Here is a 23,116-nt window from a genome sequence, read left to right as displayed (position 1 = left end):
CCTTCCTGATGCATCATTTTTTATTATACAAGATTTAAAAGTTTTTTGCATTCGGTTTGTTAAAGCCGTATTGCTCAAAAAACTCTTCACGGAAATCGCCGAGGCGATCTTCACGTATAGCCTGGCGTACTTGCTCCATTAAATTCAGCAAGAAGTGCAGGTTATGGTAGGACGTTAAACGTATGCCAAATGTTTCACCAGCGCGGATTAAATGACGAATATATGCCCGACTATAGTTTTTACACGCATAACAATCACAGTTCGGATCAAGCGGACCAAAATCTCTTTCGTACTTCGCATTTTTGACAACTACGCGACCTTCGCTTGTCATCAACGTACCGTTACGTGCAATACGCGTCGGCAAGACACAGTCAAACATATCGATTCCACGCATTGCACCGTCGATCAACGAGTCTGGTGATCCAACACCCATCAAATACCGAGGCTTATCTTGCGGAAGAAGAGGTGTCGTGAAATCCAGCACATTATTCATAATATCTTTTGGCTCTCCGACAGACAATCCACCGATTGCATAGCCTGGAAAATCCATGGATACTAGATCACGCGCACTTTGCTTACGTAGGTCTTCAAATTCTCCACCTTGTACGATACCGAATAATCCTTGATCATGAGGACGTCCGTGTGCTTCTAGGCAACGCTCTGCCCACCGTGACGTACGCTCGACACTTGCTTTCATATACTCATGCGTCGCGGGGAATGGAGGACATTCGTCAAACGCCATCATAATATCGGCTCCAAGATCATTTTGGATTTCCATCGCTTTTTCCGGACTTAAAAACAACTTATCTCCATTGATATGATTACGGAAATGAACGCCTTCTTCTTTAATATCACGGAATTTACTAAGTGAAAACACTTGGAAGCCACCGGAATCCGTCAAAATCGGACGATCCCAGTTCATGAACTTATGTAGTCCACCCGCTTCTTTGACGATTTCATTACCTGGACGTAGCCATAAATGATACGTGTTACTTAAAATAATGCCTGCACCCATTGCCTTCAATTCTTCCGGAGCCATCGTTTTGACCGTAGCTTGTGTTCCGACCGGCATAAAAGCAGGTGTTTCAAATGAACCGTGTGGCGTATGAACAATTCCAAGTCGCGCACCCGTTTGTTTACATGTTTTGATATGTTCGTACGTAATAGCTGCCAATTAACCTCGTTCCTTTCTTGTAGCAGGACGGATGAACATCGCGTCCCCAAAACTGAAAAAGCGATACTGCTCTTTCACTGCTTCTTCATATGCATTCATCACATGATCACGTCCGGCAAATGCCGACAACAGCATCAATAACGTAGATTTAGGTAAGTGGAAATTCGTCACCAACCCGTCAATCGCTTTAAACTCATACCCGGGATAAATAAAAATGGAAGTCCAGCCGCTTGCTGCGACTACTTCTCCATTGTTCTCTGAAGCAATTGTCTCAAGCGTCCGAGTAGACGTCGTACCCACCGCCACTACGCTGCCACCACTAGCTTTTGTCTTTCGAACCAGTGCTGCCGTTTCTTCCGTCATCACATAATATTCCGCATGCATCGTATGGTCTTCAATGGAATCTACACTAACGGGACGGAATGTACCCAGTCCGACGTGCAATGTAATGAAAGCGATTTGAACGCCTTTATCACGCAATGCATCCAAGATTTCATTCGTGAAATGCAAGCCTGCTGTTGGTGCTGCTGCAGAGCCGCGCTCTTTTGCGAAAACCGTTTGATAACGCGTCTGATCTTCCAGCGTCTCGGTAATATAAGGCGGCAACGGCATCTGTCCGAGCTGATCGAGCAACTCATAGAAAATACCGTCATAACTAAATTTAAACTCGCGCCCACCTTGTTCACCAAGTGCTGTACATTCCGCTTGCAACAAGCCGTCACCAAACGTCACGATCGTACCCACTTTTATACGTTTGGAAGGTTTGACCAACGTTTCCCAGCGGTCATCCCCTGTTTCTTTTAACAATAACACTTCAATCGTCGCACCGGTTTCTTCTTTTGTACCGATCAAGCGCGCCGGCAATACTTTTGTATCATTCAACACTAGCAAGTCTCCTGATTCTAGTTCATCCACTACATCACGGAAATGCTTATGTGTCACGCTACCGTCTTCACGTCCCATGACAAGTAAACGGCTCGCTGTGCGATCCAAAAGCGGGGTTTGGGCTATTAACTGTTCCGGTAAATCAAAATCAAAGTCTTCTACTTCCATCATGCTAACTCCTATCTGTCATTCAGGAAGCGGATAGCCGAAATGCTCGTAAGCCTTTTCCGTCGCCATCCGCCCCCTTGATGTACGTTGAATAAATCCCATTTGTAATAAATACGGCTCATAGACGTCTTCGATCGTTACGGACTCCTCGCCAATACTCGCTGCGAGCGTATCAATACCGACAGGACCGCCACGGAACCGTTCGATCATGCTATGGAGCAACTGATGATCGATTTGATCGAGTCCATGATGATCTACTTGAAGCATATTAAGTGCTTCCTGCGCAATGGAAAGCGTAATGATTCCGTTACCGCGGACTTGTGCGTAATCGCGCACTCTTCGCAGTAGACGATTCGCAATACGTGGCGTTCCACGAGAGCGTTTCGCTAGTTCTACAGCTGCTTGCGGATCGATGTCCACGTCAAACAAACTGGCACTACGAATCACGATCTCGGTCAATGATTCCACTTCATAATACTCTAGTCTAAGCGGTACACCGAAGCGGTCACGTAACGGTGCAGACAATGCCCCAGCACGCGTCGTCGCGCCAATTAATGTAAACGGCGGCAAATCCAGTCGCACAGAACGCGCTGTTGGACCTTTTCCAACCATGATGTCGAGACAGAAATCTTCCATCGCTGGATACAACACTTCTTCAATGGCGCGGTTCAGCCGATGGATTTCATCGATAAACAACACGTCACCCGGCTCCAATGAAGATACCACTGCCGCCAAGTCACCCGGACGTTCAATTGCAGGGCCACTCGTCATGCGGACATTGACACCCATTTCATTGCCGATGACCGTAGCGAGCGTTGTCTTTCCAAGCCCAGGAGGACCATACAGCAACACATGATCCAAACATTCTTCCCGTTTTTTTGCCGCTTCGATAAAGATGGATAAGTTATCTTTCGCCTGCTGCTGACCGATATATTGTTGCAATAATTGCGGGCGTAATGATTGTTCAAAACTTTCATCAAAATCCGTCGCTTCATTCGTCAGTATGCGTTCATCCATTGGAACCACCTCCATCGTATTAGCCTTGTTTCAATAATAATTTTAACGCCAGTCGCATATAGCCTTCCGTATCGAGTTCTTCTTTCTCGAGTTTCGGCTTCACTTTCTTCAGTTCACGATCAGAATAACCAAGTGCAGTCAACGCAAGCATCGCTTCATCGAGCTCATCACTTTCCGCAAGCGTTAGCAACGTGTCTTCTGAATCCGGCAAATCAATTTCCGTAAATAAATCATGCAGTTTGCCTTTTAAATCCAAAATCATCTGACGCGCTGTCTTCTTACCAACACCCGGAAACTGCACAAGGAATGCTTCATCTTCACGTTCAATTGCACTCACTACTTGAGAAGGCAAGCCGTTCGCAAGAATTGCGAGCGCGCCTTTAGGACCGATTCCCGAGACGGTAATCAGTTTACGGAACAGTTCACGCTGTTCCAGCGTCTTGAAGCCGATCAATAACTGCGTATCTTCACGCACATGCAAATACGTGAACACTTGCTGCACCTCGTCGGTTATGTGGAACGCAAATGGATTCGGTGTCATCACTTGCCAACCGATTCCCGATTGCTCCAGCACAACATATTCAGGTGTCACGCGTGTTACATGGCCTTTTATGTAATCGTACAAATTATTCTCCCCCTAAAGTATACCTGTTATTATAGCATACGAACGGGTTTTCTACTTGTTCAACCTCTAGAAATTTGCATAAATAAAATAGGTATGTATTTTAACTAATTTACGGTTAACAACGAATACTTTGGAGTGGTAAGGGAATTTGTGTGGGTGATGGGATGGAAGCTCCAGTTGGCGGACGCTTTCCCGAGGGCGTGGCTTGAGCTTCCTCGTGCGCTTCGCTTCTGCGGGATCTCAAGGCGCACGCTGATCCTCCGGGAAGAGCCGTCACGAAGAACGGCTTTTGCGAGTAAAAGCGAAGCGTTAGGAGCACATCTTTGCACTCGCCGCCAACTTCCGCTTCCATCCTACGTTGATTGTGGAGGTAGCTATATCACTTACTGGAGCTGATGTGTGAGCTGATGTGTGAACTGTTGTTGCTTTATGAATTATCTAAGTTCAAGTACACTAGTTCAATACCAATTACAACCCTAACTTCAATAGGCAACAAAAGTATCATCCGTACGCATTCCAAGGGATTGTCGCGGGCCTCCTAGGAAAGCGTCTCCTCCGAAGCACCAATCCCCTCCCCCAACACCTCTGCCAGCCTTTTGTTTTCTTATCACATACTATTTCACATAAAAAAGAGCTGTCACCAGTCGTCATGTAAAATACTGACGACTTGGACAACTCCATTCACCCTACTCATGCGTGAGCGATTGCTTGTTGTTTCTTATGGAATGCGATGAAATTCTGTACGACAGTATCGAGGAATGCGATCGTGGCTTCATCCGTGATATTTCCTTCTTCATCCATTTTTGTATGAACAGCACCGATATATACTTCATTACCTGGCAATAAGTTTGGCGCTAGTGCTGGGTTAGAAAGAATTTCGCGTAAGTGGATCTGCGCTCTCACTGAACCGAAAACTCCCATTGATGACCCGACAATAAAGCCTGTTTTACCGTGTAACGTAAAGTCGCCGCCACGTGACAACCAATCTAACGCGTTTTTCATTGCGCCTGGAATGGAGAAGTTATATTCCGGTGTCGCGAACATCACTGCGTCTGAATCTTTCACGTCATCTTTAAATGTTTGGACGGCTACAGTTGGTTCGTTTTCAATATCAACCGAGAACATTTCTAAGTCGTTGATGAGAACCGGTGTAATTTCCAATTCCTCTTTATAACGTTTGGCCATGAAATTCACTAACTTTAAATTGTATGAAGTGGAACTTGTGCTTCCGATTACCGCTTTTACTTTAATTGTCATGATGAAAAACTCCCTTATATTTAATGTCTATAGGCATTATCATAGCGCTTGTTTATTTTTATTTCTAATGATTTGCTTAGCTGTTGAAACCTTGATCACCATGTAAACGTATACATATAAAGAAGTGCCACGTCTCATCTTAAAGGAGAAAGCTCTATGCGCAAAACTATTTACGTAAGCTTTGCTCTGTCGCTGCTACTAGTCGGCTGCAATTCAGAAACAGAAAAACCTACTAAAGAAGTGAAACCGTCCGGTGAAAAGGCGATTGAAGAAATAGCCGAAGTTCCTACATCGTTGCCAGAACGCGAACCGACGAAGGATGTTGTACTATCTGTCGAAGGTGAAGACTCCACTATCACCATGAACCTCGTCGAAGGTAGCCGTGCCCTGTATTCGTTGTACATCGATCCCGAACGGTATACATTTGAGAACGGTGAGAATGAGGATAAACTCACCCCGATTGCCAAGACGCCTACTGATTATCCTGAGGTATATATGACATTTCTATACATCGAAAATCAAAATCCAGAAAGTGTAAAGGAAGAAATGAAACAGCAATACAAGATGTCGCTTGAAGAACAGACTATTTCCACACCGGTACACGCCCTTTCATTGCACGGGACTACAGGACAAAAATCCGATAGCGAAGTCGTGACGATCTATATAATGGAAGTAGAAAGAGGCACATTGCTTATTAAAGAAAACTATTTCCTTGAAGCACAAGAAGGCCATGGTGCACGATTCGAACAGATGTTGAAGACATTGGAAGTGCGTAACTAGCAAAAAGTAGGTAAAAGTATCTCTTCACCCCTTTAATTGATTAGTATACGCGCAAGCCACTACCTAAAAAGTTTTCATTCACCGTGGAATAAAGTCTTTTTAGGTAGTGTAGTTGACAGCAAAATGAATTATCTTGGATATATACTATTCATCAATCCAGACAACTTCGCAAACCGCTAAGACCTAATAGATCCAAATCCTCTGTCGCATAGACTATTCCCCTCTTTGAATTAGCTACGTTTTCTTCTTTTCTGTGTCCTAACGCCATTCTATATTTGTATTGAATCTAGTAAAAGCTTCAATTAAATGAAAGCAGTACTATTTTCTACGGCATCTATTCACCAACTACGCCACTTATCACTTTCCCACTATTTGGTTTTTTCATTAATATTTTTGTAACTTTCAATTAGGCAAGATGAGACATTAGCCAACTTCAAAGCCGCCGTTACTTCTACCTCCATTAGTATTTCAAGGTATTCCTAGTGAATTACTTAGGCAAACTATTTTATGTATTCATGCAATGAAGACGTGTAAAAAGCTTCGTAGAATTACTTTGCATTTTTTGTCGAATAACACTATCATATATGAGGGCCAGAATTCCATTTAAGAATTTAGCAAACTAGCTAGAGCTCTACCAATACATACTAAATATGTAAAACGACTATTAAAGGGAGGGAGTTTGATGAGTTTGGCGTCCATCGGTGTACCAGGATTAATAATTATATTAGTCATTATCTTAATTTTATTCGGACCGCGAAAATTGCCGGAAATTGGATCCGCTGTCGGGAAAACGTTGGCAGAATTTAAAAAGGCAACAAATGACATTTTAGAAGAAGACGACAAAGACAAGAAAACTGAATCAGAAAAGTCTGAGTCAATAAAGTAAGAAGACGGTGCGATTACACTTGCCTCGGCAAATGTCGCCACATTTCATGACAAATGTGAAGGAGGAACTAAACTATGACGAATAATAAAAATTCCAATCAAGATACTCAAGATTTAAGTCGAAGAAAGTTTTTGAAGAGTGGCGGTCTTGTCGCTGGTGGACTTTTAGGTGGCTCTCTCTTTGGTGGCTTGCTAACGAATCAGTTCCAAAAAGGAACGAAGGATGAAAAGACACCACAAGCAGACAAACCAGTCTCGTTTGATGCACGTACGTTTTTCAGTCGAAATGAAGACTTTGCGTTGCTATCTGCTGCAACTGAAAGAATTTATCCAGAGAATAAAAATGGAATGGGTGCAATTGAACTAGGAGTGCCGTACTTCATTGACCGACAATGTGCGAGCAATTGGGGAAGAAATGCGGATGATTATATGCACGGTCCTTTCCCAACGGTCATAAAAACTGACGGATACAAAGAAGAAAAACGACCAAATAACGAAGTCATCACATCTTCTTCCGTCGTGAAAGTACCTGCTGGAACGGCTAACTATCAAACTAAGATGACAAGAGGCACATTTTTCCTTGAAGGGCTTACCGCAATGGAGAAAACTTCACAAGATAAATTTGGTGACCGATTCGTTAATCTTGAACCTGAACAGCAAGATGAAATTTTAAAAATGTTTGAAAAAGGTGAAGTGAAGTTCAGTGGTGTAGATTCCTCAGACTTCTTTAACCTGTTACGTCAAACAACTATCGAAGGCGTCTATGCAGATCCTGTTTACGGTGGAAATCGTAATATGGAGGCTTGGAGAATGAAAGAATACCCTGGGCCAATCATGAGCTTTTTAGATAAAATCGAAGAAGAAGAGTTTATTGTAATGGAGCCTTCAAGTTTACGTAATTACCAAGGGCTTTAATTGAGGAGGACGCATAAATGGCTAAAAAATTAGAAAAAGTAGACGTTGTAGTCGTTGGTAGTGGTTGGGCTGGCGGTGTCGTTTCAGCTGAACTTTCCAAAGCAGGCTATCAAGTCGTAATGTTGGAACGTGGTAAAGATCAAACACGTTCAGATTTTATAGGTGTTAAAGATGAACTACGTTATTCAAATAGATATGAAATGATTGAAAAATTAACAGGCGATACGATTACATCTCGTGTTTCGATAGGTGATGCTGCATTACCTGTACGCTTGCAAAAAGACATGAATACGGGGACGGACCTCGGAGGCGGAAGTATGCACTGGGCAGGTTCCGTATACCGCTGGCGTTCTTATGACTTCGAAATTCGTTCAAAAACCATTGAACGTTATGGAGAAGATAAAATTCCAGAAGGGATGCAAATCCGTGACTGGGGAATTACGTATGACGAACTAGAGCCGTATTATGCTAAATGGGAACAAACGGCAGGGATTTCAGGAGAACCAGATCCACTTGGCGACAAGAGATCAAATGAGTATCCAAACCCACCCATGTTAGCTTCACCTGCAATTAAACTATTTAAAGAATCGGCAAAAGAACTCGGCCTACACCCTTATCAAATGGCTTCTGGAAACATGTCGCAAACTTATACGAATCCTGACGGTGAAACATTGAACCAATGTATGTTCTGTTCATTCTGTACGATGTACGGTTGTGACTTCGGTTCAAAATCGGATCCTCTTGCAACTGTTATCCCGACTGCTCGTAAAACAGGTAACTGTGAAATCAGAACCAATTCACTTGTCCGAAGAGTTATACATAAAGATGGTAAAGCGACGGGCGTTTTATACACGGATACAAGAACTGGTCAAGAATTCGAACAACCAGCTGATGTTGTCGTTCTTGCGGCATTCACATTCTCAAACAACCGCTTACTGATGTTATCAGATATCGGTGAAATCTATAACCCTGAGACTAGAAAAGGAACGATTGGCCGTAACTTTACGGGTCAATTCAACAGTACTTTCCTAGGGGCTACAGGATTCTTTAACGACAAAAAATTCAACTACTACATGGGTGCTGGTGGATTAGGTGGCGCTTTAAGTGATTATGACGCTGACCTATTTGACCACACTAATTTAGACTTCATTCATGGTGGCGGAATCGAACTTCGGCAATACGGAGATGCGGCAATTAAGAACAACTTTGTTCCTAAAGGTACACCAACATGGGGTGAAGAATTTAAAGAGAAATCACTCTTCTATGCTTTCCGCACATTAACGGTGTGGTACTCGGCAGCAGTTATGCCTTGGTGGCACAACTATATGGACTTAGACCCTACTTATAAAGATGAGTTCGGAGATCCTTTACTACGTATTACAAACAAACTAACAGATCAAGATAAGAACATCGCGAAATTCGGTATTGAAAAATGTGCTGAAATCGTTGAAGCAATGGGTGCGGATATTATTGATAAGGACGAATTACCAGACCAATTTGACCACACTTACTTCGGTATGCACTATATTGGCGGCGTAGCTATGGGTGAAGATCCAGAAACGTCTGCGGTAAATAACTACTTGCAAATGTGGGAAATGGAAAACTTATTCGTCGTTGGCGGATCTGCTCTACCTCACTTTGGTAGTCATCACCCTACACCAACAATCGGTGCGCTTGCATACCGTGCAGCTGAAGGTATTGATAAATACTTAAAAGAAAACGGCGGTCTCTTAACGCAACCAAAAGCATCTAGCGTCAAAGCATAATAGGTTTAACATCCCCCCCTCACTTCGCAGTATGAAAGTGAGGGGTTATTTTTTCTGAATCTCTTACATTCGTCTCGCGGTCATACCGCCACGATTGGATTACGTACTACCCTTACATCATAAAATGACACTTTATTGCTAATAACGTAGCCTGGCTGTCCATCGCGATGAGAATGTGCTTCCTTGAATGCATCGCTTTTCGTCCAAGCCTCAAAAGCTTCTTTCGATTCCCAACGGGTGCTAATTGTCACTTCGTCATAGTCTGGTAAATGATCAGTGAACAATACTTCCAGTCCTAAAAACCCTTCCATTTGCTCCACTTTTCCTACTTTATCAAAACGGTTAACCAATTCATCCCCACGGTCTTTTATAATCTTATTAGTGTTTGTTACGATAATCATATTTATTTCCCCCTTTTATTCTACTAAAGATAATACATTCTCCAGTAGCTAACCTAAATGATAATGAATCTCATTATCATTGTCAACTACTAAAAAGCCAGTTAACAACTTTACTTGCTTGAAAGTTGTTAACTGGCTAGTATTCATTACTCATCCGACGCATTAGAATAAACGTTTTGAACGTCGTCGTCATCTTCTAACGCATCGATCATCTGCATAAACTGTTCTTGCTGCTCTTCACTCAAATCCGCATAAACGGACGGAACCATATCTACTTCTGCTGAAATAAATACCAAATCTTCCGCTTCGAGCGCTTCTTTTACATTCAGGAATTCAGAGGGTTCCGTCAGAATTTCAAATCCGTCTTCTGTCGAAATAACATCTTCAGCCCCTGCCTCCAAAGCCGCCAGCATGACTGCGTCCTCGTCCGTTTCTTGCGTACGTTCGATGAACAGACGGCCTTTGCGTTCAAATAAATAGTTGACGGAGCCAGTTTCCCCTAAACTACCGCCATTTTTATTGAACGCCACGCGCATATTGGGTCCCGTACGATTGCGGTTTTCTGTCAAGGTATAGACGAGGACCGCAACACCACCTGGTCCGTACCCTTCATAGATTACTTCTTCATAGTTTTCATCCGCACCTGAACCTGTTGCTTTATCAATTGCCCGCTGAATCACATCATTCGGGACATTCGCACTCTTTGATTTATCGATTGCTAGACGTAAAGCTGGATTCGTGTCTGGATCATCTCCGCCAGACTTTGCTGCCACGTAAATTTCACGCGACATCTTCTGAAAGATCTTTCCTCGTTTTGCATCCTGTGCGCCTTTTCTATTTTGGATATTCTTCCACTTGGAATGGCCTGCCATGGATCAAACCTCCTACTTCATCATTCGCTCTATATCATACCATAATCTCGGCCAATGTGAGAGCGCGGTATCTGTGAAATGCAGAAGTTTGCTAGCCATCCGTTGCTGTTGCGCTAATGGCAACGACAACAGATGTAACCATTCGCGAAGTACTTCATTCGGATACAATAGCTTCGCAAGAGACTGGTTTGATAAAGTTTGCAGCGCCGGATGCTCCCCCATCAAAAAAGTCGGATTGTAGGAAATCTGTGGCAACACACGATGCATCCACAACACACGTTCATCCTCTTCCGTTCCAAGACACGCTAAATCAAAATCGATAAAGCGGATATTTCCGTTCGCGTCACGCAAAATATTATGATGTACGACATCACCATGTAGCAGCGTCAAGGAATGTACAGGAGGCGGTTCTTTCTTGGCTATCAGCAACGCATCCTGTCCGTACTTTAACAACTGGTCAATCGTTGTGGAAGCAAGAAACGCTCCACACATTCCCCGTAACTCTTCAAACCGCGCAAGACGGACTTCCCACTTTTCAATCATATGATAATGCGGTAGACAAGAAATCGATTGCCAATCAATCGTATATTTCGTATCATGTAACGCTTGCAGTGCACGGAACGAATCAATGCGATCTATTCTGCGCTTAAAGTTGACCGCTTTCGCATTTTCCAGCCACGGCTGCATGATCAACAGTGGATCCGATTTATCGACAATCGGCAAGATATACGGAAAATGTTGTGCACTAAGTAATTGATGAACTTGGCGAACTTTTACAGCTTGAGCAAGTGATGCATACTTTTTTACAGAATATATCGCTCCGCCTGATTCCATTTTCCAGACATTCTTTTTGATTTTGGTAAATCGTTGATTGTCTGCCATACGCGGTTACTGGTTTCGGTGCCAGTCCTCCTGTATTGGCATCGGTTGATATGGAGGTGTATTACATCCACAATCACCCTGATTACCTGGAGGTTGTTGCCACATCGGAGGCATCGGCATTGGCAATGGCATCATATGCGGATACGGCATCCACTGCATCGCCGGTATACATTCCGGTTGTGTCGACCATTGAGGTTGAACCGGCCAATTTGGTGAGCAATGTGGCTGATTTGACGGACACCATGATGGCGGTACATCTGCTTTAGGCGGCATCGTCGGTTGTTGCGGCATTGGCATCGGTGCAGGCTGTTGAGGCATTGGCTGCATCTCAGGCGACTTCGGTTGTGGCATTGGTTGAGGCATCGGTTTCATGTGTAATGAACTCGATTCGATCAATTGCCAGCCATCCGGCATAGGTGCGGGCACTGGTTTATGGTGATGAGGTGATTCTTCACACCACTCGGGTGACTCTTTTGGCGGCATCGGTTTGATTGGCGCCTGTATTGGCGGTGGCATCGGCTGCATCGGCTGTTGAGGCATATGTGGATGGCAGTCCGCATCAAAAATTGGCATCCATCCGCAAATCGGGAATACTGCTTGCCACATCGGTGGAGCCGGCATACTTGGCGGCATTGGCATTGGCATCGGCATCTGTGGCGCCGCCGGTGGAGTCTGTTGTTGCGGCATCGGCGGTGGTGGCGGTGCCGGCTGTTGTTGCATTGGCGGTACTTGCGGCAAAGGCTTCTGCTGCATCGGTGGCATCTGTGGCGCTTGTGGGAGCGGCGGCACGTGATGCTTCGGTGGTTTCGTTTGTGGAGGTGCCGGCTTTGAAGGCTTCTCCTGGTGTGGCGGTTTCATCGGTTTTTCATGATGTGGTTTCTCGTGTGGCTTCTCCTGCGGTTTCGTATGATCACCTTTATGATGAGGCTTTTTCTTATCCATTGGCAAGAATATTTTCATGCCGGGAACGATATAGTCAGGATTCGCCAGGTGCGCATTCACCCGTTTCAGTTCCTCGAACGGTATACCGTATTGTCTTGCGATCTTCCATAATGTATCACCCTTGACGACAATATGAACTTCCACTAACAATTCCCCCTTCCATCAATCCATCGTATGAACGGACGCCTACTTTCGTGACAATATGTGTAGGCCTCCTCTCTTGTTATGTATATTCATCAGGGACTTGTTTATTCCAAATAAAAAACCATCCTCCGTAATAGAGGATGGTTGCGAATTAAGTCCGTTCTGCTAGTAAGACAGGAAGATAGTGCATGGGATTTCCGCTCCAGCTGGGAGACGCTTCAATCCTACGTTTATAGTGAATGGACAGATATCTCTTATTTACAATAATGTATGAATTAGTAAAACCCTTAAACGTAGTTAAGTTTAAGGGCAATTCTAGTTCTATTTCAAGTGTAGTTAACCAATACTAGTCATCGTGCAATGAAAATGTTGATAGGTATTATTTACTCACATTGCATCGATCTATCTTATCTCAAGAAACAAACTCTCCAGATTCATAGACATAATACGTACCTAAAGAACGCGCTGTGCAGCCGAGTGCAGCCAGCTCTTCCATCGCACCTTTCATCATCGGATGCTCTTCTGATTCATTAATATCAATAATAAAGAAATAATGCCCGAGACCTGTCTTTAATGGTCGTGACTCGATCTTGCTCAAGTTCAACCGACGCCACGAGAACACTGACAGAATCTGATGTAGCATCCCTGGACGGTCGTCTTCAGGCAACTTTACCATCAATGTCGTCTTGGATGAAGAAGCATGCTTCGAATGCTCCATCTTCTCCTTACGCAACGACAACACGACGAAACGGGTATGGTTGAAGTGGAAGTCATGAATATTCTCTTCTGCTATATGTAAACCGTACGTTTCTGCCGCCAAACGGTTGCCAATTGCCGCAACACGCAGTTCTGGCTGTTCAGAAATAGATTTTGCTGCCGCTGCAGTAGACGTCGTTTGAATCAACGGAATCCTGCGGTAACGATATTGCAAAAACTTATGACATTGTGCCAACGCATGCGGATGAGACTGAATCGAATCCAATTGATCCAAATGATCCATTTGCGATTTATTCACTAACATATGCTGTTCAATCGGCATGGAAATTTCGGCTGTAATAAACAACTCTTCACTATTGAATAAATAATCGATCGTCAACGGTACGGAACCTTCGAGTGCATTCTCCAATGGAACGACTGCATACGCGACATGTCCTTCTGTCACTGCCTCTATACAATCTGGAATCGTCGGACGTGGTGTTAAGCCTTCCATGCCGAATAAATCGGACGCTGCAATATGGGTGAAGGATGCTTCTGGTCCCAAAAACGCAACGGAAGGTACATACTTCTTTTCGGTCATCATTCTTTCATCTCCCCACTGATTTAAGAGGTCAGAAAACCCCTGAACTAATTAAGTCAACGGAATCAATAAATCGAGGTGCTTTGAGTCGCTGTAAAAATGCTTCTACTTTAATTTCCATTTCCGTCACATCCAACGATAACGTAATATTGGCGCGCCCCTGGACAGGAATCGTCTGGTGGATCGTCAATACATTACATTTCGCCTCTGAGACGACTTCCAAAAGCACAGCTAAAGAACCCTTTAAATCTTCCAGTTGAATAAAAATCGTCAAAATCCGGTCCCGTGCAATCGATTCGAACGGGAACACGGCATCACGATATTTATAAAAAGCACTTCGTGACAAACCGACCCGTTTAGTTGCTTCTTGGATCGTTGTCACTTCGCCCCTTGCCATCATTCGTTTAGCTTCGAGCATTTTCTGCATCGACTCGGTCAATACATCTTCGCGCACTAAATAAAACTGGCCTTCCCCGATTTGTTCCATTTCGCTCCCCCCAAAACGAGCCATTTCGACCTTATTCCAAGAACTCGAATTCGTAATTCATGATGCGTACGATATCACCGTTTTTCGCACCACGTTCACGCAATGCTTCGTCGATTCCCATACCACGCATCTGACGAGAGAACTTGCGAACTGATTGATCGAAGTTGAAGTCGGTCATCTGGAACAAGCGCTCCAACGTATAACCAGACAACATAAACGCTCCATCATCGTCACGCGAAATAATGAAATCAGGTCCAGTTGATTCGTGTTTATACAATACGGAATTGCTTGTTTCCTCATCCGCATCTGTCAACATAGGGAATTCCGGTGTGGTTTCAAGTAGGTCTAAAATGGCATACAGCAATGGATCTAAACCTGTTCTTGTCAATGCGGAAATCGGGAACACTTGGATCTCTTCATCACCGAGTGCCTCTTTGAATGCCTCTAGATTTTCTTGTGCATCTGGCATATCCATTTTATTCGCCACAATGATCTGTGGACGTTCAGTCAATCGCATATTGTACTGTTCCAGTTCTTTATTGATCGTCTGATAGTCTTCGAACGGATCACGGCCTTCAAGTCCCGACATATCGATAACGTGTACGATAACACGTGTACGTTCGATGTGACGTAAGAACTGATGCCCAAGACCAACTCCTTCATACGCCCCCTCAATCAACCCTGGTAAATCCGCCATGACGAATGTACGCTGATCATCGGTTTCAATCATTCCGAGATTAGGAACTAGCGTGGTAAAGTGATAATCCGCGATTTTCGGCTTCGCTGATGAAACGACCGATAGTAACGTCGATTTCCCAACACTTGGGAATCCCACAAGACCCACGTCAGCGAGAACTTTTAATTCAAGGATGATATCCCTACTAACACCCGGTTCACCTTTTTCAGAAAGCTCTGGCGCTGTGTTCTGTGGCGTAACGAAACGGCTGTTTCCGCGTCCTCCACGCCCACCGCGCGCGATGACTGCTTGCTGGCCATGTTCAACCAAATCTGCAATAATCGTTTCGGTTTCCGCATCTTTGACGACTGTGCCAGGCGGAACTTTAACGATCATATGCTTACCGCTACGACCGTGCATATTTTTACTTTGACCGTGTTCTCCACGATCTGCTTTAAAGTGACGCTGATAACGGAAATCCATTAACGTACGCAGCCCTTCATCCACAACAAAGATGACGTCTGCGCCTTTCCCGCCATCCCCACCAGATGGTCCACCATTGGCTATATATTTTTCACGACGGAACGAAACCATACCATCGCCACCGTCGCCACCTTTTACAAATACTTTCACGTGATCCACAAACATAATTTATAATCCTCCTAATTGTCCACTGATGGTAAACGTCCATTGATTCGGTTCACCTAGGACTTCGACCGTAAGCTGTGATGAATGTTCTGGGATGTCTAGTTGCTTTGCGTACAGCTCGGTAAATGTCAGTTGCATACTCCAAGTTGCAGTTTCTGTCGTGACTTCAATCGTCACAGGACAATCTGCATAGCGCTGGATATGTGCTTCCACAGCCAGCACGACTTGTTCCAAGTAGTCGACCAACAAGTGGTCTATTTCACTTGAAGCAATTTTTTCCGTAATATCACAATACAGCTGTACCTGTAGAACAGGATATCGCCATCCAAGTGTCGTGATCCACTCCTCTGTAAGAGGCATGTCTAATCTCTGTAGCAATGCTTGTCGCTGCATGTCCGCTGTTTTCTCAAGTATACAGTTTCGCGCATCTGTATATTTCCCCATATCAATATTCATGAGGATCAACTGCAGATCATTCATGTGATCGTGTCGACTATGTCTCACTGCCTGCGACACATTTAGCTCATTCTTCCCCATATTTTCACCACCAGCTGTTTTCGTACTTCTTAGTATAGCATTTTCGCGCGCAAATCACTAAAAAAACCTTTATTGAGGGACAAATTGCGTGAAATGTATGTCCAATCATCATGTTAAATTGGTCAAGCGCTCATTTTTCCCCCGTAAGCGATCAATAAATCCTGTAGCCGCTCATAAACACGATCATGCGATCAAACATACTTGCTATCCGCTCTATCAACCAGGCTAAGCGCTCATACTTTCCTGCCATCCGCTCATACCGATAATCTTGACATAAGAAAAAGGACTGCAACAAGTGCAGTCCTTTTTCACATCGTCATGCTATCCAATTAAGCTTCTTGCGTTGCTGCTGGGTAGACACTGACTTTCTTTTTGTCGCGGCCAAGACGTTCAAAACGAACGACGCCATCGATTTTTGCGAATAGAGTATCATCTCCACCGCGTCCAACGTTTTCACCTGGGTGAATTTTAGTTCCACGCTGGCGATAAAGGATTGATCCACCGGAAACGATTTGTCCATCTGCGCGCTTAGCACCAAGACGTTTCGAATGTGAATCACGACCGTTCTTAGTAGAACCTACACCTTTTTTCGATGCGAAAAACTGAAGATCTAAACGTAACATAGCTGCCACCTCCTACTTTTCAAAGGATAATTTTATATAATCTGCATAGTCTAATTCAATCGTTTGTAAAGAAATAATCATTGCTTGCAGGAGTAGTTGAACTTGCGCATCTTGTTCCGTTTCCGGAAACGCCACACGTAAGTATCCACCATCCGCACCTTGATCCACATCGGGTTCAATCGAAGTCAACTGCATAATAGCATTTACCGCACCAAATGATACGGCAGAAGCACCAGCACAAACTAGATCTTGTCCGTGTTCAGCAAAGTTTGCATGACCATCCATCTCAAAAACTGAGATGCGCCCAGAAGGCTCTTTTATAATTCTGACATGTATCATGCCGAATTATAGATTGATTCCGTCAATAACGATTTTCGTGTATGGCTGACGGTGTCCTTGTTTTTTGCGATAGTTTTTCTTCGCCTTATATTTGAAAACAACAATTTTCTTTGCGCGGCCTTGCTTGACAACCTTACCTGTAACAGTTGCGCCTTCTACGAATGGAGCACCGACTTTAACGTCATCTCCGCCCACCATTAGCACCTTGTCAAAAGTTACCACTTCATCAGCTTCACCAGCAATCTTCTCGATGAAGATCTCTTGGCCTGCTTCAACTTTGATTTGTTTTCCACCAGTTTCAATAATTGCGTACATACTTGCACCTCCTCTAATTATACAGACTCGCCTTGACAGGTGATTCAACCTACGAATACTTGAACCTGTTTAGTGCGGTTGTAGCACGGGTGCTACAATCAATAACAGTAAAATATTATCACATAGAAAAGAGCAGGTCAAGCATTATTCCTAGAATCTTTTAAAAGAAGGAAGTTTCTCTTTTCGTGAGCTGTTCAAAGACTCTCTCATACCTTCTAAAACGATAGGAAATAATGTTTTGCACTGCTAAAAAAGAGGTGATCAGTACGAGTGGCAAACTATCGGGCAAGTACGCAATGAAAAATGCACAAAGCGATGCGGACATGACGATAGAGTACAGTAGGAAATTTGAGCGAGTGGTGTATTTCGTTGCTTCCGTCTCTAGCAAAATAGACACTACTTGTCCACCATCAAGTGGCAGAATGGGTAATAAGTTTACGCTTAGCAAGATCATCTGAATTCGTAAAAACTGTGTATCACCCGGGAAGGTCAAACACATGCCAAGTACTAATAAAACGGCTGTCGCGACAGGTCCACCTAGCGCCACGATCAGCCGTTGCCGTTTAGTTGCCAACTGCCGATTAACAAATTGCAATTCCCCTCCATACGGTAAGATGGTACAACTCCTAATTTTCATTCCGACGTGTCGTGCGGCCAAAACGTGTCCAAGTTCATGAAAAAGTAAAGAGAATAAGAGCATCGCATACAATGACACACCACCGACAATCATGAAAAATAAAAAGATCGGCAACAATACCGGATGAATACGATACTTCATTGCTGGCCGCCTGACATATACGTTGCCAGCACGGTAGGCTCCAGCGGTATCCCATTACGTTTAACGCGAATATATACCGCTTCCTCAGCCATTACCGCAATCTCATCTCCAAGCCTCACAGCTGTGTATGGAAGCGTTGAGAACGAGCCTACAAACCCATACGTTACTTCATCGCCGTTATCGTACTGAACAGTCACCGTCTTTCCTGACTGCCTCGTATAGCCTGTAAAGACGACTAGTCCGCTTCCCTGTGAAGTAATCGACATAGGTTGCGTATACGAGATAATAGCTCCGTCTTGATAGGGTTGGAACGATTCGTACGTCTTTAATGGATTAAATGCCGAATTCCCTGATACCGTGATGACTTCATCTTCTGATATCAAGGAAGAAACCCACTTCTTCATCACCACAAAATCTTTCCCTGTCGTCACATATTGTGTAATAGGTATATTGATTAGCTGACGTTCTTCCAGTTTTGATAAACCCACAACGGACACCAACAGCACAATGGCCATGATCCATTTTGTTTTCCACTTCATCACGTCCCCTCCCTTACCTGCAGTGTATGAAAAGAAGGAGAAATAAATGACGAATGAAAAAACTCAGCACCGTAAAAGGCACTGAGCTTTGAGTTTATATTATTTACTGAACATATTCTTGATTTTGCCGAAGAATCCTGCTTTGCTTTTCTCCATCGTCATCAATGGCACAGACTCACCTAAGATGCGTCGTGCAATATTGCGATAACCGATTGCGGCTGGGTTTGTCGGGTCCATCACGACAGGTTCGCCTTTATTTGAAGCAGAAATAACGTTTTGATCATCCATTACGATACCTAATAAATCAATCGATAAATGCGTCGTGATTTCATTGACATCCAACGTTTCGCCGCTTTCCATCATACCACTTCTAATGCGGTTGATAATCAATTTCGGCGGCTCAAGTTCTTCTTCTGCTTCAAGCAGTCCAATAATACGGTCTGCGTCACGTACAGCAGAAATCTCTGGCGTCGTCACGACAATTGCGCGGTCCGCACCAGAAATCGCATTTTTGAATCCTTGCTCAATTCCTGCCGGGCAGTCAATTAACACATAATCATAATCCTGTTTTAATTCTAAAATGAGCTTCTTCATTTGTTCCGGATTCACGGCACTCTTATCGGTAGTCTGTGCTGCTGGCAGCAAGAACAATCGATCCTCGAAGCGCTTATCTTTCACAAGGGCCTGATGTACTTTACAACGCTCTTCTACCACATCGACCAAATCATAAATGATCCGGTTTTCCAGGCCAAGAATTACGTCCAAGTTACGCAGACCGATATCTGTATCGATTAAACACACTTTTTTCCCTTGTAACGCAAGAGCGGTACCAAGATTGGCTGACGTTGTAGTCTTTCCAACGCCACCTTTACCAGAAGTAATGACAATTGCTTCTCCCAAATTATATACCTCCCTTAAATGTAGCAAGGTCCGGACGTAAATATCGGAGCTCCTGAAGACGGTCTATCGCAATCTGCCCATTCTTTTGAAGATACGCACATTCCATTTCAGGTTGCTCAGAAAGAATCGTCAATTCATCGGTCATGATTTCGATTTTATCCGCAATTTTCAGATGCGTCGCCTCCAACCAAGATGCAGCAATGACTGCGTCTTTATTGCCTTGTGCTCCCGCATGTGCAATGCCTTTGACACGACCCAGTACATAAATACTGCCGCCCGCAATGACTTGCGCACTCTGATTCACATCACCGATAACGACCAAATCGCCATCAGCCTTTACGACCTGACCCGATCGAACGATTCCTATATAGGTTTCGGACTGCTTCTCGATCAACTTTCTTTCACACTCTTTTAACGAAATGACGTCACTATGTACCTTCGAAACTCGTAAATGAGGGGAAGTATGAATGACCGATTGAATCTTGTTCATGTCTTTCTCGTCACAATAACGATGCCCCAGATGCAACTGTACTTCAGACACACCTTCAAGTACGCTGCTCTGCACTTTTTCTTTCAACTCACTTAGCAATTCGGTAAATGAGCAATGGTCATCCAATCGTAATACTAAGCCGTCTTTTGTTCCTTTTATCGTTATCAACTGTGATTTCGTCACCTACATCACCTCACAATACTTAAAAACCTGCTTGTTTTTGCAAAAATCTTTTCTCTGTAATCTGTTTGAACATATAGCCGAACATCACAATAAATAATGAATTCGCAATCATTGTCGGAACGAGTCGACTCGTAAAGAATTCGCCGAAATCAATGGACGTTAACGCAATCACACTAGCAAAAAAGTACGACAACAATTCCAGTAACACAATCATTACTACTGATAATACCATAACCGTCACGGTATGACGCTCAATTTGTCGAATTACTAACGCCGCAACATAACAAATCAGTGGATACATGAATGTGTATAATCCAATAATATCAATATGATACATATCATACAACAGTCCAAGGACAAATCCGTAAATAATCGCTCGCTTGCTAGTATAATACGTGGCAATGAAAATTAAATAGACAATTAGGAACCTAGGGACCGTGACATATAAATTACCGTTCATCTCAATCGGTGAAAACAGACTGAAAATAGGTTCTAGGAAAAATAATAAGATGGCAATTAAAGGAATGATGAAACGGATCATGACTCATCGTCTCCTTTAGTCGTTGCGGAGTTACCCCCGTCAGTCCCATCGACAACTGTCATGGAACGCTTTGCGATCATCACATGATCTAGTTGCGAGAAAGTTGCTGCCGGTTTTATATAGGCCAGTTTCGTCAGTCCGTAGTCGTCCGTGGAAACTTCGGTTACTTCCCCTATCAAAATGCCTTTAGGGAAGATTCCTCCAAGCCCTGAAGATATGACTTGCATTCCTTTTTTTACATTGAAACTCGAATCTAGCCTCTTCATGATCAATTGTCCCGAAGTCCGATCGTATCCTTCGATTAAACCAAACATTTCTTCTTGGCCAACTACCATAGCCGCCACACGGAAATCGCTATTTTCCGTTGAAATCAATTCGACTGTTGACGTGAATGGAGTCGACAAAATGACTTTACCAATCAGACCTTGCGCCGTCATGACCGCCATATTGACGTCCACTCCAGCTGTCGTCCCTTTGTCGATGATGATCTTCTCTTCCCATTGATCGGGATTGCGTGAGATCACCGTGGCTTGTATCGGCTCAAATGCGCGCAGATCTTCTTGCTTATCAATGATTCCACGTAACTTCACATTATTTGCTTTAACATCCACCAACTCCGCTTGCATAGCGGCATACGTTTCCAGACGCTTTTTTAATCGTTTGTTTTCTTCGTATGTATTAAGCATCGTATCAATATTTTCAATCAGTCCCGTCACAAAGTGGGCTGGTTTCGTAACGAGCGACTGCCCGAAACCTACGACATCCTTCACTGCTTGTTCCGGTACATTTGCATGATTTCGGTCGCGAAGTGAAAATGCAATTAATGCCACAAGGACGATTACTCCTACTAATAAAATGATTAATCGTTTATTGGAAAAAAAACGCGGCATTGCCTACATCTCCTCCAATTAATATTATGATTGAATTTTTTTAATGAGTTCTAAATTATCCAACGCTTTACCTGTTCCAATGACTACGCAGTCTAACGTATCTTCTGCTACAAATGCAGGCATTTTTGTTTCTTCAGAAATGGCTTTATCGAGATTACGAAGTAATGAACCGCCACCTGTTAAGACAATTCCACGTTCCATGACGTCTGACGCCAATTCAGGTGGTGTCTGTTCAAGCGTCTTTCTCATACCTTCAATAATTAAATCCATTGGCTCACGAAGTGCTTTTGTGATTTCTTGCGAATTAATTTCCATCGTTTTCGGTAAACCTGTCAATAAATCACGACCGTGGATGTCCATTTTCTCCGTCTTATCTAAATCAAACGCCGAACCAATTTGCATTTTAATATTTTCAGCTGTACGTTCACCGATCATCAATTTATATTCTTTACGGATATACGTTATGATAGCGGAATCCATAGAATCTCCACCTACACGGATCGAAGTACTCGTCACGATGCCGCCTAGAGAAATGATGGCCACTTCCGTCGTACCTCCGCCTATATCGACGACCATACTGCCCGTTGGTTCCCATACGGGCAAATCCGCACCGATTGCAGCCGCAAAAGGTTCTTCGATCGTATACGCTTCTTTCGCACCCGCTTGACGTGCAGCATCGGTCACTGCGCGTTGCTCAACAGATGTAATACCATATGGCACACAAACCATAACGGTAGGTTTCGTCCATGAATTCCCTGCTGATTTTAGCGCTTCTTTTAAATAATGACGAATCATGGCAGTTGTTGTTTCAAAATCTGCAATGACCCCTTCTCGCATCGGGCGAATTGCCACGACTGAACTCGGTGTACGTCCGATCATGGCATGGGCTTCACTGCCTACAGCAACGATCTCACCGGTCGTCGTATTTTTCGCTACGACAGAAGGTTCCCTTAGCACAATACCTTTATCCTTAATGAAAACTAGAGTATTGGCTGTTCCCAAGTCAATCCCTACGTTTCTTGATCTGAAACCAAACAAGTCAATTCTCCCTTTCTATAAAACCATCATCGGTATTCTTAAAAGCATACACCACATTATAACGGAAAGGTAACTTAATTTACAGTGTCACCCGGCCAGTTTGCAAAAAACATCGAAAAAGA

General features: G+C 43.7%; 27 protein-coding genes and 1 other annotated feature. Of the genes, 4 read left to right on the top strand and 23 right to left on the bottom strand.

The genetic code is table 11. The features are described 5' to 3' along the window. Positions 1-34: 34 nt before the first annotated feature. From tgt to CSV63_RS07995, 5 genes are all read right to left on the bottom strand, one after another. A complete protein-coding gene (tgt, locus tag CSV63_RS08015) occupies positions 35-1,174 on the bottom strand; it encodes a tRNA guanosine(34) transglycosylase Tgt (protein WP_099674591.1) in 1,140 nt (379 codons plus the stop codon). Then, entirely contained in the window at positions 1,175-2,227 is a 1,053-nt protein-coding gene (gene queA, locus CSV63_RS08010; protein ID WP_099695364.1) for a tRNA preQ1(34) S-adenosylmethionine ribosyltransferase-isomerase QueA, read from the bottom strand. It lies immediately after the preceding gene. Between the two features lie 18 nt (positions 2,228-2,245). Beyond that, complete coding sequence (gene ruvB / locus CSV63_RS08005) at positions 2,246-3,244, bottom strand: Holliday junction branch migration DNA helicase RuvB (protein ID WP_099695363.1); 999 nt, start codon at positions 3,242-3,244, stop codon at positions 2,246-2,248. A gap of 19 nt (positions 3,245-3,263) precedes the next feature. Further along, positions 3,264-3,869: a Holliday junction branch migration protein RuvA gene (gene ruvA / locus CSV63_RS08000; protein WP_099629830.1), complete on the bottom strand. Its 606-nt coding sequence runs from the start codon at positions 3,867-3,869 to the stop codon at positions 3,264-3,266. 690 nt (positions 3,870-4,559) lie between these two features. Continuing rightward, positions 4,560-5,126 (bottom strand): NADPH-dependent FMN reductase, encoded by a 567-nt coding sequence (locus CSV63_RS07995; protein WP_099695362.1) that lies wholly within the window; start codon positions 5,124-5,126, stop codon positions 4,560-4,562. Positions 5,127-5,282: 156 nt separating this feature from the next. Here CSV63_RS07995 and CSV63_RS07990 point away from each other — a divergent pair, with 156 nt between their 5' ends. From CSV63_RS07990 to CSV63_RS07975, 4 genes are all read left to right on the top strand, one after another. After that, positions 5,283-5,906 (top strand): hypothetical protein, encoded by a 624-nt coding sequence (locus tag CSV63_RS07990; RefSeq protein WP_099695361.1) that lies wholly within the window; start codon positions 5,283-5,285, stop codon positions 5,904-5,906. A 682-nt stretch (positions 5,907-6,588) separates the two neighbouring features. Then, positions 6,589-6,792 carry a twin-arginine translocase TatA/TatE family subunit gene (tatA, locus tag CSV63_RS07985; RefSeq protein ID WP_199203627.1) on the top strand — a complete coding sequence of 68 codons (204 nt, stop codon included), beginning with the start codon at positions 6,589-6,591 and terminating at the stop codon, positions 6,790-6,792. 74 nt (positions 6,793-6,866) lie between these two features. Continuing rightward, on the top strand, positions 6,867-7,706 hold the full coding sequence (locus CSV63_RS07980) for a gluconate 2-dehydrogenase subunit 3 family protein (RefSeq protein ID WP_099695359.1): 840 nt from the start codon (positions 6,867-6,869) through the stop codon (positions 7,704-7,706). A 17-nt stretch (positions 7,707-7,723) separates the two neighbouring features. Next, positions 7,724-9,472 (top strand): GMC family oxidoreductase, encoded by a 1,749-nt coding sequence (locus CSV63_RS07975; RefSeq protein ID WP_099695358.1) that lies wholly within the window; start codon positions 7,724-7,726, stop codon positions 9,470-9,472. 80 nt (positions 9,473-9,552) lie between these two features. Here CSV63_RS07975 and isdG read toward each other — a convergent pair whose 3' ends face one another. The 18 genes from isdG to CSV63_RS07885 all read right to left on the bottom strand — a co-directional run bounded on the left by isdG (position 9,553) and on the right by CSV63_RS07885 (position 22,994). After that, complete coding sequence (gene isdG / locus CSV63_RS07970; protein ID WP_099695357.1) at positions 9,553-9,873, bottom strand: heme oxygenase; 321 nt, start codon at positions 9,871-9,873, stop codon at positions 9,553-9,555. A 146-nt stretch (positions 9,874-10,019) separates the two neighbouring features. Further along, a complete protein-coding gene (locus CSV63_RS07965; protein ID WP_099695356.1) occupies positions 10,020-10,745 on the bottom strand; it encodes a YebC/PmpR family DNA-binding transcriptional regulator in 726 nt (241 codons plus the stop codon). 12 nt (positions 10,746-10,757) lie between these two features. Continuing rightward, positions 10,758-11,627 (bottom strand): phosphotransferase, encoded by an 870-nt coding sequence (locus CSV63_RS07960; RefSeq protein WP_099695355.1) that lies wholly within the window; start codon positions 11,625-11,627, stop codon positions 10,758-10,760. Between the two features lie 6 nt (positions 11,628-11,633). After that, the gene (locus CSV63_RS07955) at positions 11,634-12,713 is read right to left on the bottom strand and encodes a LysM peptidoglycan-binding domain-containing protein (RefSeq protein ID WP_158233930.1); all 1,080 of its coding nucleotides are present in this window, start codon (positions 12,711-12,713) and stop codon (positions 11,634-11,636) included. 412 nt (positions 12,714-13,125) lie between these two features. Further along, the gene (gene pheA / locus CSV63_RS07950) at positions 13,126-14,010 is read right to left on the bottom strand and encodes a prephenate dehydratase (RefSeq protein ID WP_099695406.1); all 885 of its coding nucleotides are present in this window, start codon (positions 14,008-14,010) and stop codon (positions 13,126-13,128) included. 31 nt (positions 14,011-14,041) lie between these two features. Next, the gene (locus CSV63_RS07945) at positions 14,042-14,497 is read right to left on the bottom strand and encodes an ACT domain-containing protein (protein WP_029053700.1); all 456 of its coding nucleotides are present in this window, start codon (positions 14,495-14,497) and stop codon (positions 14,042-14,044) included. A gap of 31 nt (positions 14,498-14,528) precedes the next feature. Further along, a complete protein-coding gene (gene obgE / locus CSV63_RS07940) occupies positions 14,529-15,821 on the bottom strand; it encodes a GTPase ObgE (protein ID WP_099695353.1) in 1,293 nt (430 codons plus the stop codon). Between the two features lie 3 nt (positions 15,822-15,824). Further along, entirely contained in the window at positions 15,825-16,358 is a 534-nt protein-coding gene (locus tag CSV63_RS07935) for a Spo0B domain-containing protein (protein ID WP_099695352.1), read from the bottom strand. 329 nt (positions 16,359-16,687) lie between these two features. Beyond that, a complete protein-coding gene (gene rpmA / locus CSV63_RS07930) occupies positions 16,688-16,981 on the bottom strand; it encodes a 50S ribosomal protein L27 (RefSeq protein WP_083031825.1) in 294 nt (97 codons plus the stop codon). 12 nt (positions 16,982-16,993) lie between these two features. Then, the gene (locus CSV63_RS07925) at positions 16,994-17,320 is read right to left on the bottom strand and encodes a ribosomal-processing cysteine protease Prp (RefSeq protein ID WP_099695351.1); all 327 of its coding nucleotides are present in this window, start codon (positions 17,318-17,320) and stop codon (positions 16,994-16,996) included. 6 nt (positions 17,321-17,326) lie between these two features. Further along, positions 17,327-17,635 (bottom strand): 50S ribosomal protein L21, encoded by a 309-nt coding sequence (gene rplU, locus CSV63_RS07920; RefSeq protein WP_085131022.1) that lies wholly within the window; start codon positions 17,633-17,635, stop codon positions 17,327-17,329. A 13-nt stretch (positions 17,636-17,648) separates the two neighbouring features. Continuing rightward, positions 17,649-17,725 (bottom strand) — a sequence feature (ribosomal protein L21 leader region). A gap of 70 nt (positions 17,726-17,795) precedes the next feature. Then, the gene (locus CSV63_RS07915) at positions 17,796-18,413 is read right to left on the bottom strand and encodes a metalloprotease (RefSeq protein WP_099695350.1); all 618 of its coding nucleotides are present in this window, start codon (positions 18,411-18,413) and stop codon (positions 17,796-17,798) included. Further along, positions 18,410-18,952 (bottom strand): peptidoglycan DD-metalloendopeptidase family protein, encoded by a 543-nt coding sequence (locus tag CSV63_RS07910; RefSeq protein ID WP_099629819.1) that lies wholly within the window; start codon positions 18,950-18,952, stop codon positions 18,410-18,412. Before CSV63_RS07910 ends, CSV63_RS07915 begins: the two co-directional genes overlap by 4 nt. Before the next feature lie 99 nt (positions 18,953-19,051). Further along, on the bottom strand, positions 19,052-19,852 hold the full coding sequence (minD, locus tag CSV63_RS07905) for a septum site-determining protein MinD (RefSeq protein ID WP_099695349.1): 801 nt from the start codon (positions 19,850-19,852) through the stop codon (positions 19,052-19,054). A gap of 1 nt (position 19,853) precedes the next feature. Beyond that, complete coding sequence (minC, locus tag CSV63_RS07900) at positions 19,854-20,525, bottom strand: septum site-determining protein MinC (RefSeq protein WP_099695348.1); 672 nt, start codon at positions 20,523-20,525, stop codon at positions 19,854-19,856. A 19-nt stretch (positions 20,526-20,544) separates the two neighbouring features. Next, on the bottom strand, positions 20,545-21,066 hold the full coding sequence (gene mreD / locus CSV63_RS07895) for a rod shape-determining protein MreD (RefSeq protein WP_099695347.1): 522 nt from the start codon (positions 21,064-21,066) through the stop codon (positions 20,545-20,547). Further along, positions 21,063-21,956 (bottom strand): rod shape-determining protein MreC, encoded by an 894-nt coding sequence (mreC, locus tag CSV63_RS07890; RefSeq protein WP_099695346.1) that lies wholly within the window; start codon positions 21,954-21,956, stop codon positions 21,063-21,065. Before mreC ends, mreD begins: the two co-directional genes overlap by 4 nt. 24 nt (positions 21,957-21,980) lie before the next feature. Continuing rightward, positions 21,981-22,994 (bottom strand): rod shape-determining protein, encoded by a 1,014-nt coding sequence (locus tag CSV63_RS07885; RefSeq protein ID WP_099695345.1) that lies wholly within the window; start codon positions 22,992-22,994, stop codon positions 21,981-21,983. Positions 22,995-23,116: the final 122 nt, after the last annotated feature.

The sequence above is a fragment of the Sporosarcina sp. P34 genome (assembly GCF_002743375.1).
Taxonomy (GTDB): domain Bacteria; phylum Bacillota; class Bacilli; order Bacillales_A; family Planococcaceae; genus Sporosarcina.
The sequence above is the reverse complement of the archived record's forward strand: the minus strand, read 5'-3'. Positions and strand labels throughout refer to the sequence as shown.

Excerpts from the sequence above, each read along its gene's own strand:
- queA (WP_099695364.1), bottom strand. The coding sequence starts at position 2,227 with ATGGAAGTAGAAGACTTTGATTTTGATTTACCGGAACAGTTAATAGCC.
- ruvB (WP_099695363.1), bottom strand. The coding sequence starts at position 3,244 with ATGGATGAACGCATACTGACGAATGAAGCGACGGATTTTGATGAAAGT.
- CSV63_RS07995 (WP_099695362.1), bottom strand. The coding sequence starts at position 5,126 with ATGACAATTAAAGTAAAAGCGGTAATCGGAAGCACAAGTTCCACTTCA.
- CSV63_RS07990 (WP_099695361.1), top strand. The coding sequence starts at position 5,283 with ATGCGCAAAACTATTTACGTAAGCTTTGCTCTGTCGCTGCTACTAGTC.
- tatA (WP_199203627.1), top strand. The coding sequence starts at position 6,589 with ATGAGTTTGGCGTCCATCGGTGTACCAGGATTAATAATTATATTAGTC.
- CSV63_RS07980 (WP_099695359.1), top strand. The coding sequence starts at position 6,867 with ATGACGAATAATAAAAATTCCAATCAAGATACTCAAGATTTAAGTCGA.
- CSV63_RS07975 (WP_099695358.1), top strand. The coding sequence starts at position 7,724 with ATGGCTAAAAAATTAGAAAAAGTAGACGTTGTAGTCGTTGGTAGTGGT.
- isdG (WP_099695357.1), bottom strand. The coding sequence starts at position 9,873 with ATGATTATCGTAACAAACACTAATAAGATTATAAAAGACCGTGGGGAT.
- CSV63_RS07965 (WP_099695356.1), bottom strand. The coding sequence starts at position 10,745 with ATGGCAGGCCATTCCAAGTGGAAGAATATCCAAAATAGAAAAGGCGCA.
- CSV63_RS07960 (WP_099695355.1), bottom strand. The coding sequence starts at position 11,627 with ATGGCAGACAATCAACGATTTACCAAAATCAAAAAGAATGTCTGGAAA.
- pheA (WP_099695406.1), bottom strand. The coding sequence starts at position 14,010 with ATGACCGAAAAGAAGTATGTACCTTCCGTTGCGTTTTTGGGACCAGAA.
- CSV63_RS07945 (WP_029053700.1), bottom strand. The coding sequence starts at position 14,497 with ATGGAACAAATCGGGGAAGGCCAGTTTTATTTAGTGCGCGAAGATGTA.
- obgE (WP_099695353.1), bottom strand. The coding sequence starts at position 15,821 with ATGTTTGTGGATCACGTGAAAGTATTTGTAAAAGGTGGCGACGGTGGC.
- CSV63_RS07935 (WP_099695352.1), bottom strand. The coding sequence starts at position 16,358 with ATGGGGAAGAATGAGCTAAATGTGTCGCAGGCAGTGAGACATAGTCGA.
- rpmA (WP_083031825.1), bottom strand. The coding sequence starts at position 16,981 with ATGTTACGTTTAGATCTTCAGTTTTTCGCATCGAAAAAAGGTGTAGGT.
- CSV63_RS07925 (WP_099695351.1), bottom strand. The coding sequence starts at position 17,320 with ATGATACATGTCAGAATTATAAAAGAGCCTTCTGGGCGCATCTCAGTT.
- rplU (WP_085131022.1), bottom strand. The coding sequence starts at position 17,635 with ATGTACGCAATTATTGAAACTGGTGGAAAACAAATCAAAGTTGAAGCA.
- CSV63_RS07915 (WP_099695350.1), bottom strand. The coding sequence starts at position 18,413 with ATGAAGTATCGTATTCATCCGGTATTGTTGCCGATCTTTTTATTTTTC.
- CSV63_RS07910 (WP_099629819.1), bottom strand. The coding sequence starts at position 18,952 with ATGAAGTGGAAAACAAAATGGATCATGGCCATTGTGCTGTTGGTGTCC.
- mreD (WP_099695347.1), bottom strand. The coding sequence starts at position 21,066 with ATGATCCGTTTCATCATTCCTTTAATTGCCATCTTATTATTTTTCCTA.
- mreC (WP_099695346.1), bottom strand. The coding sequence starts at position 21,956 with ATGCCGCGTTTTTTTTCCAATAAACGATTAATCATTTTATTAGTAGGA.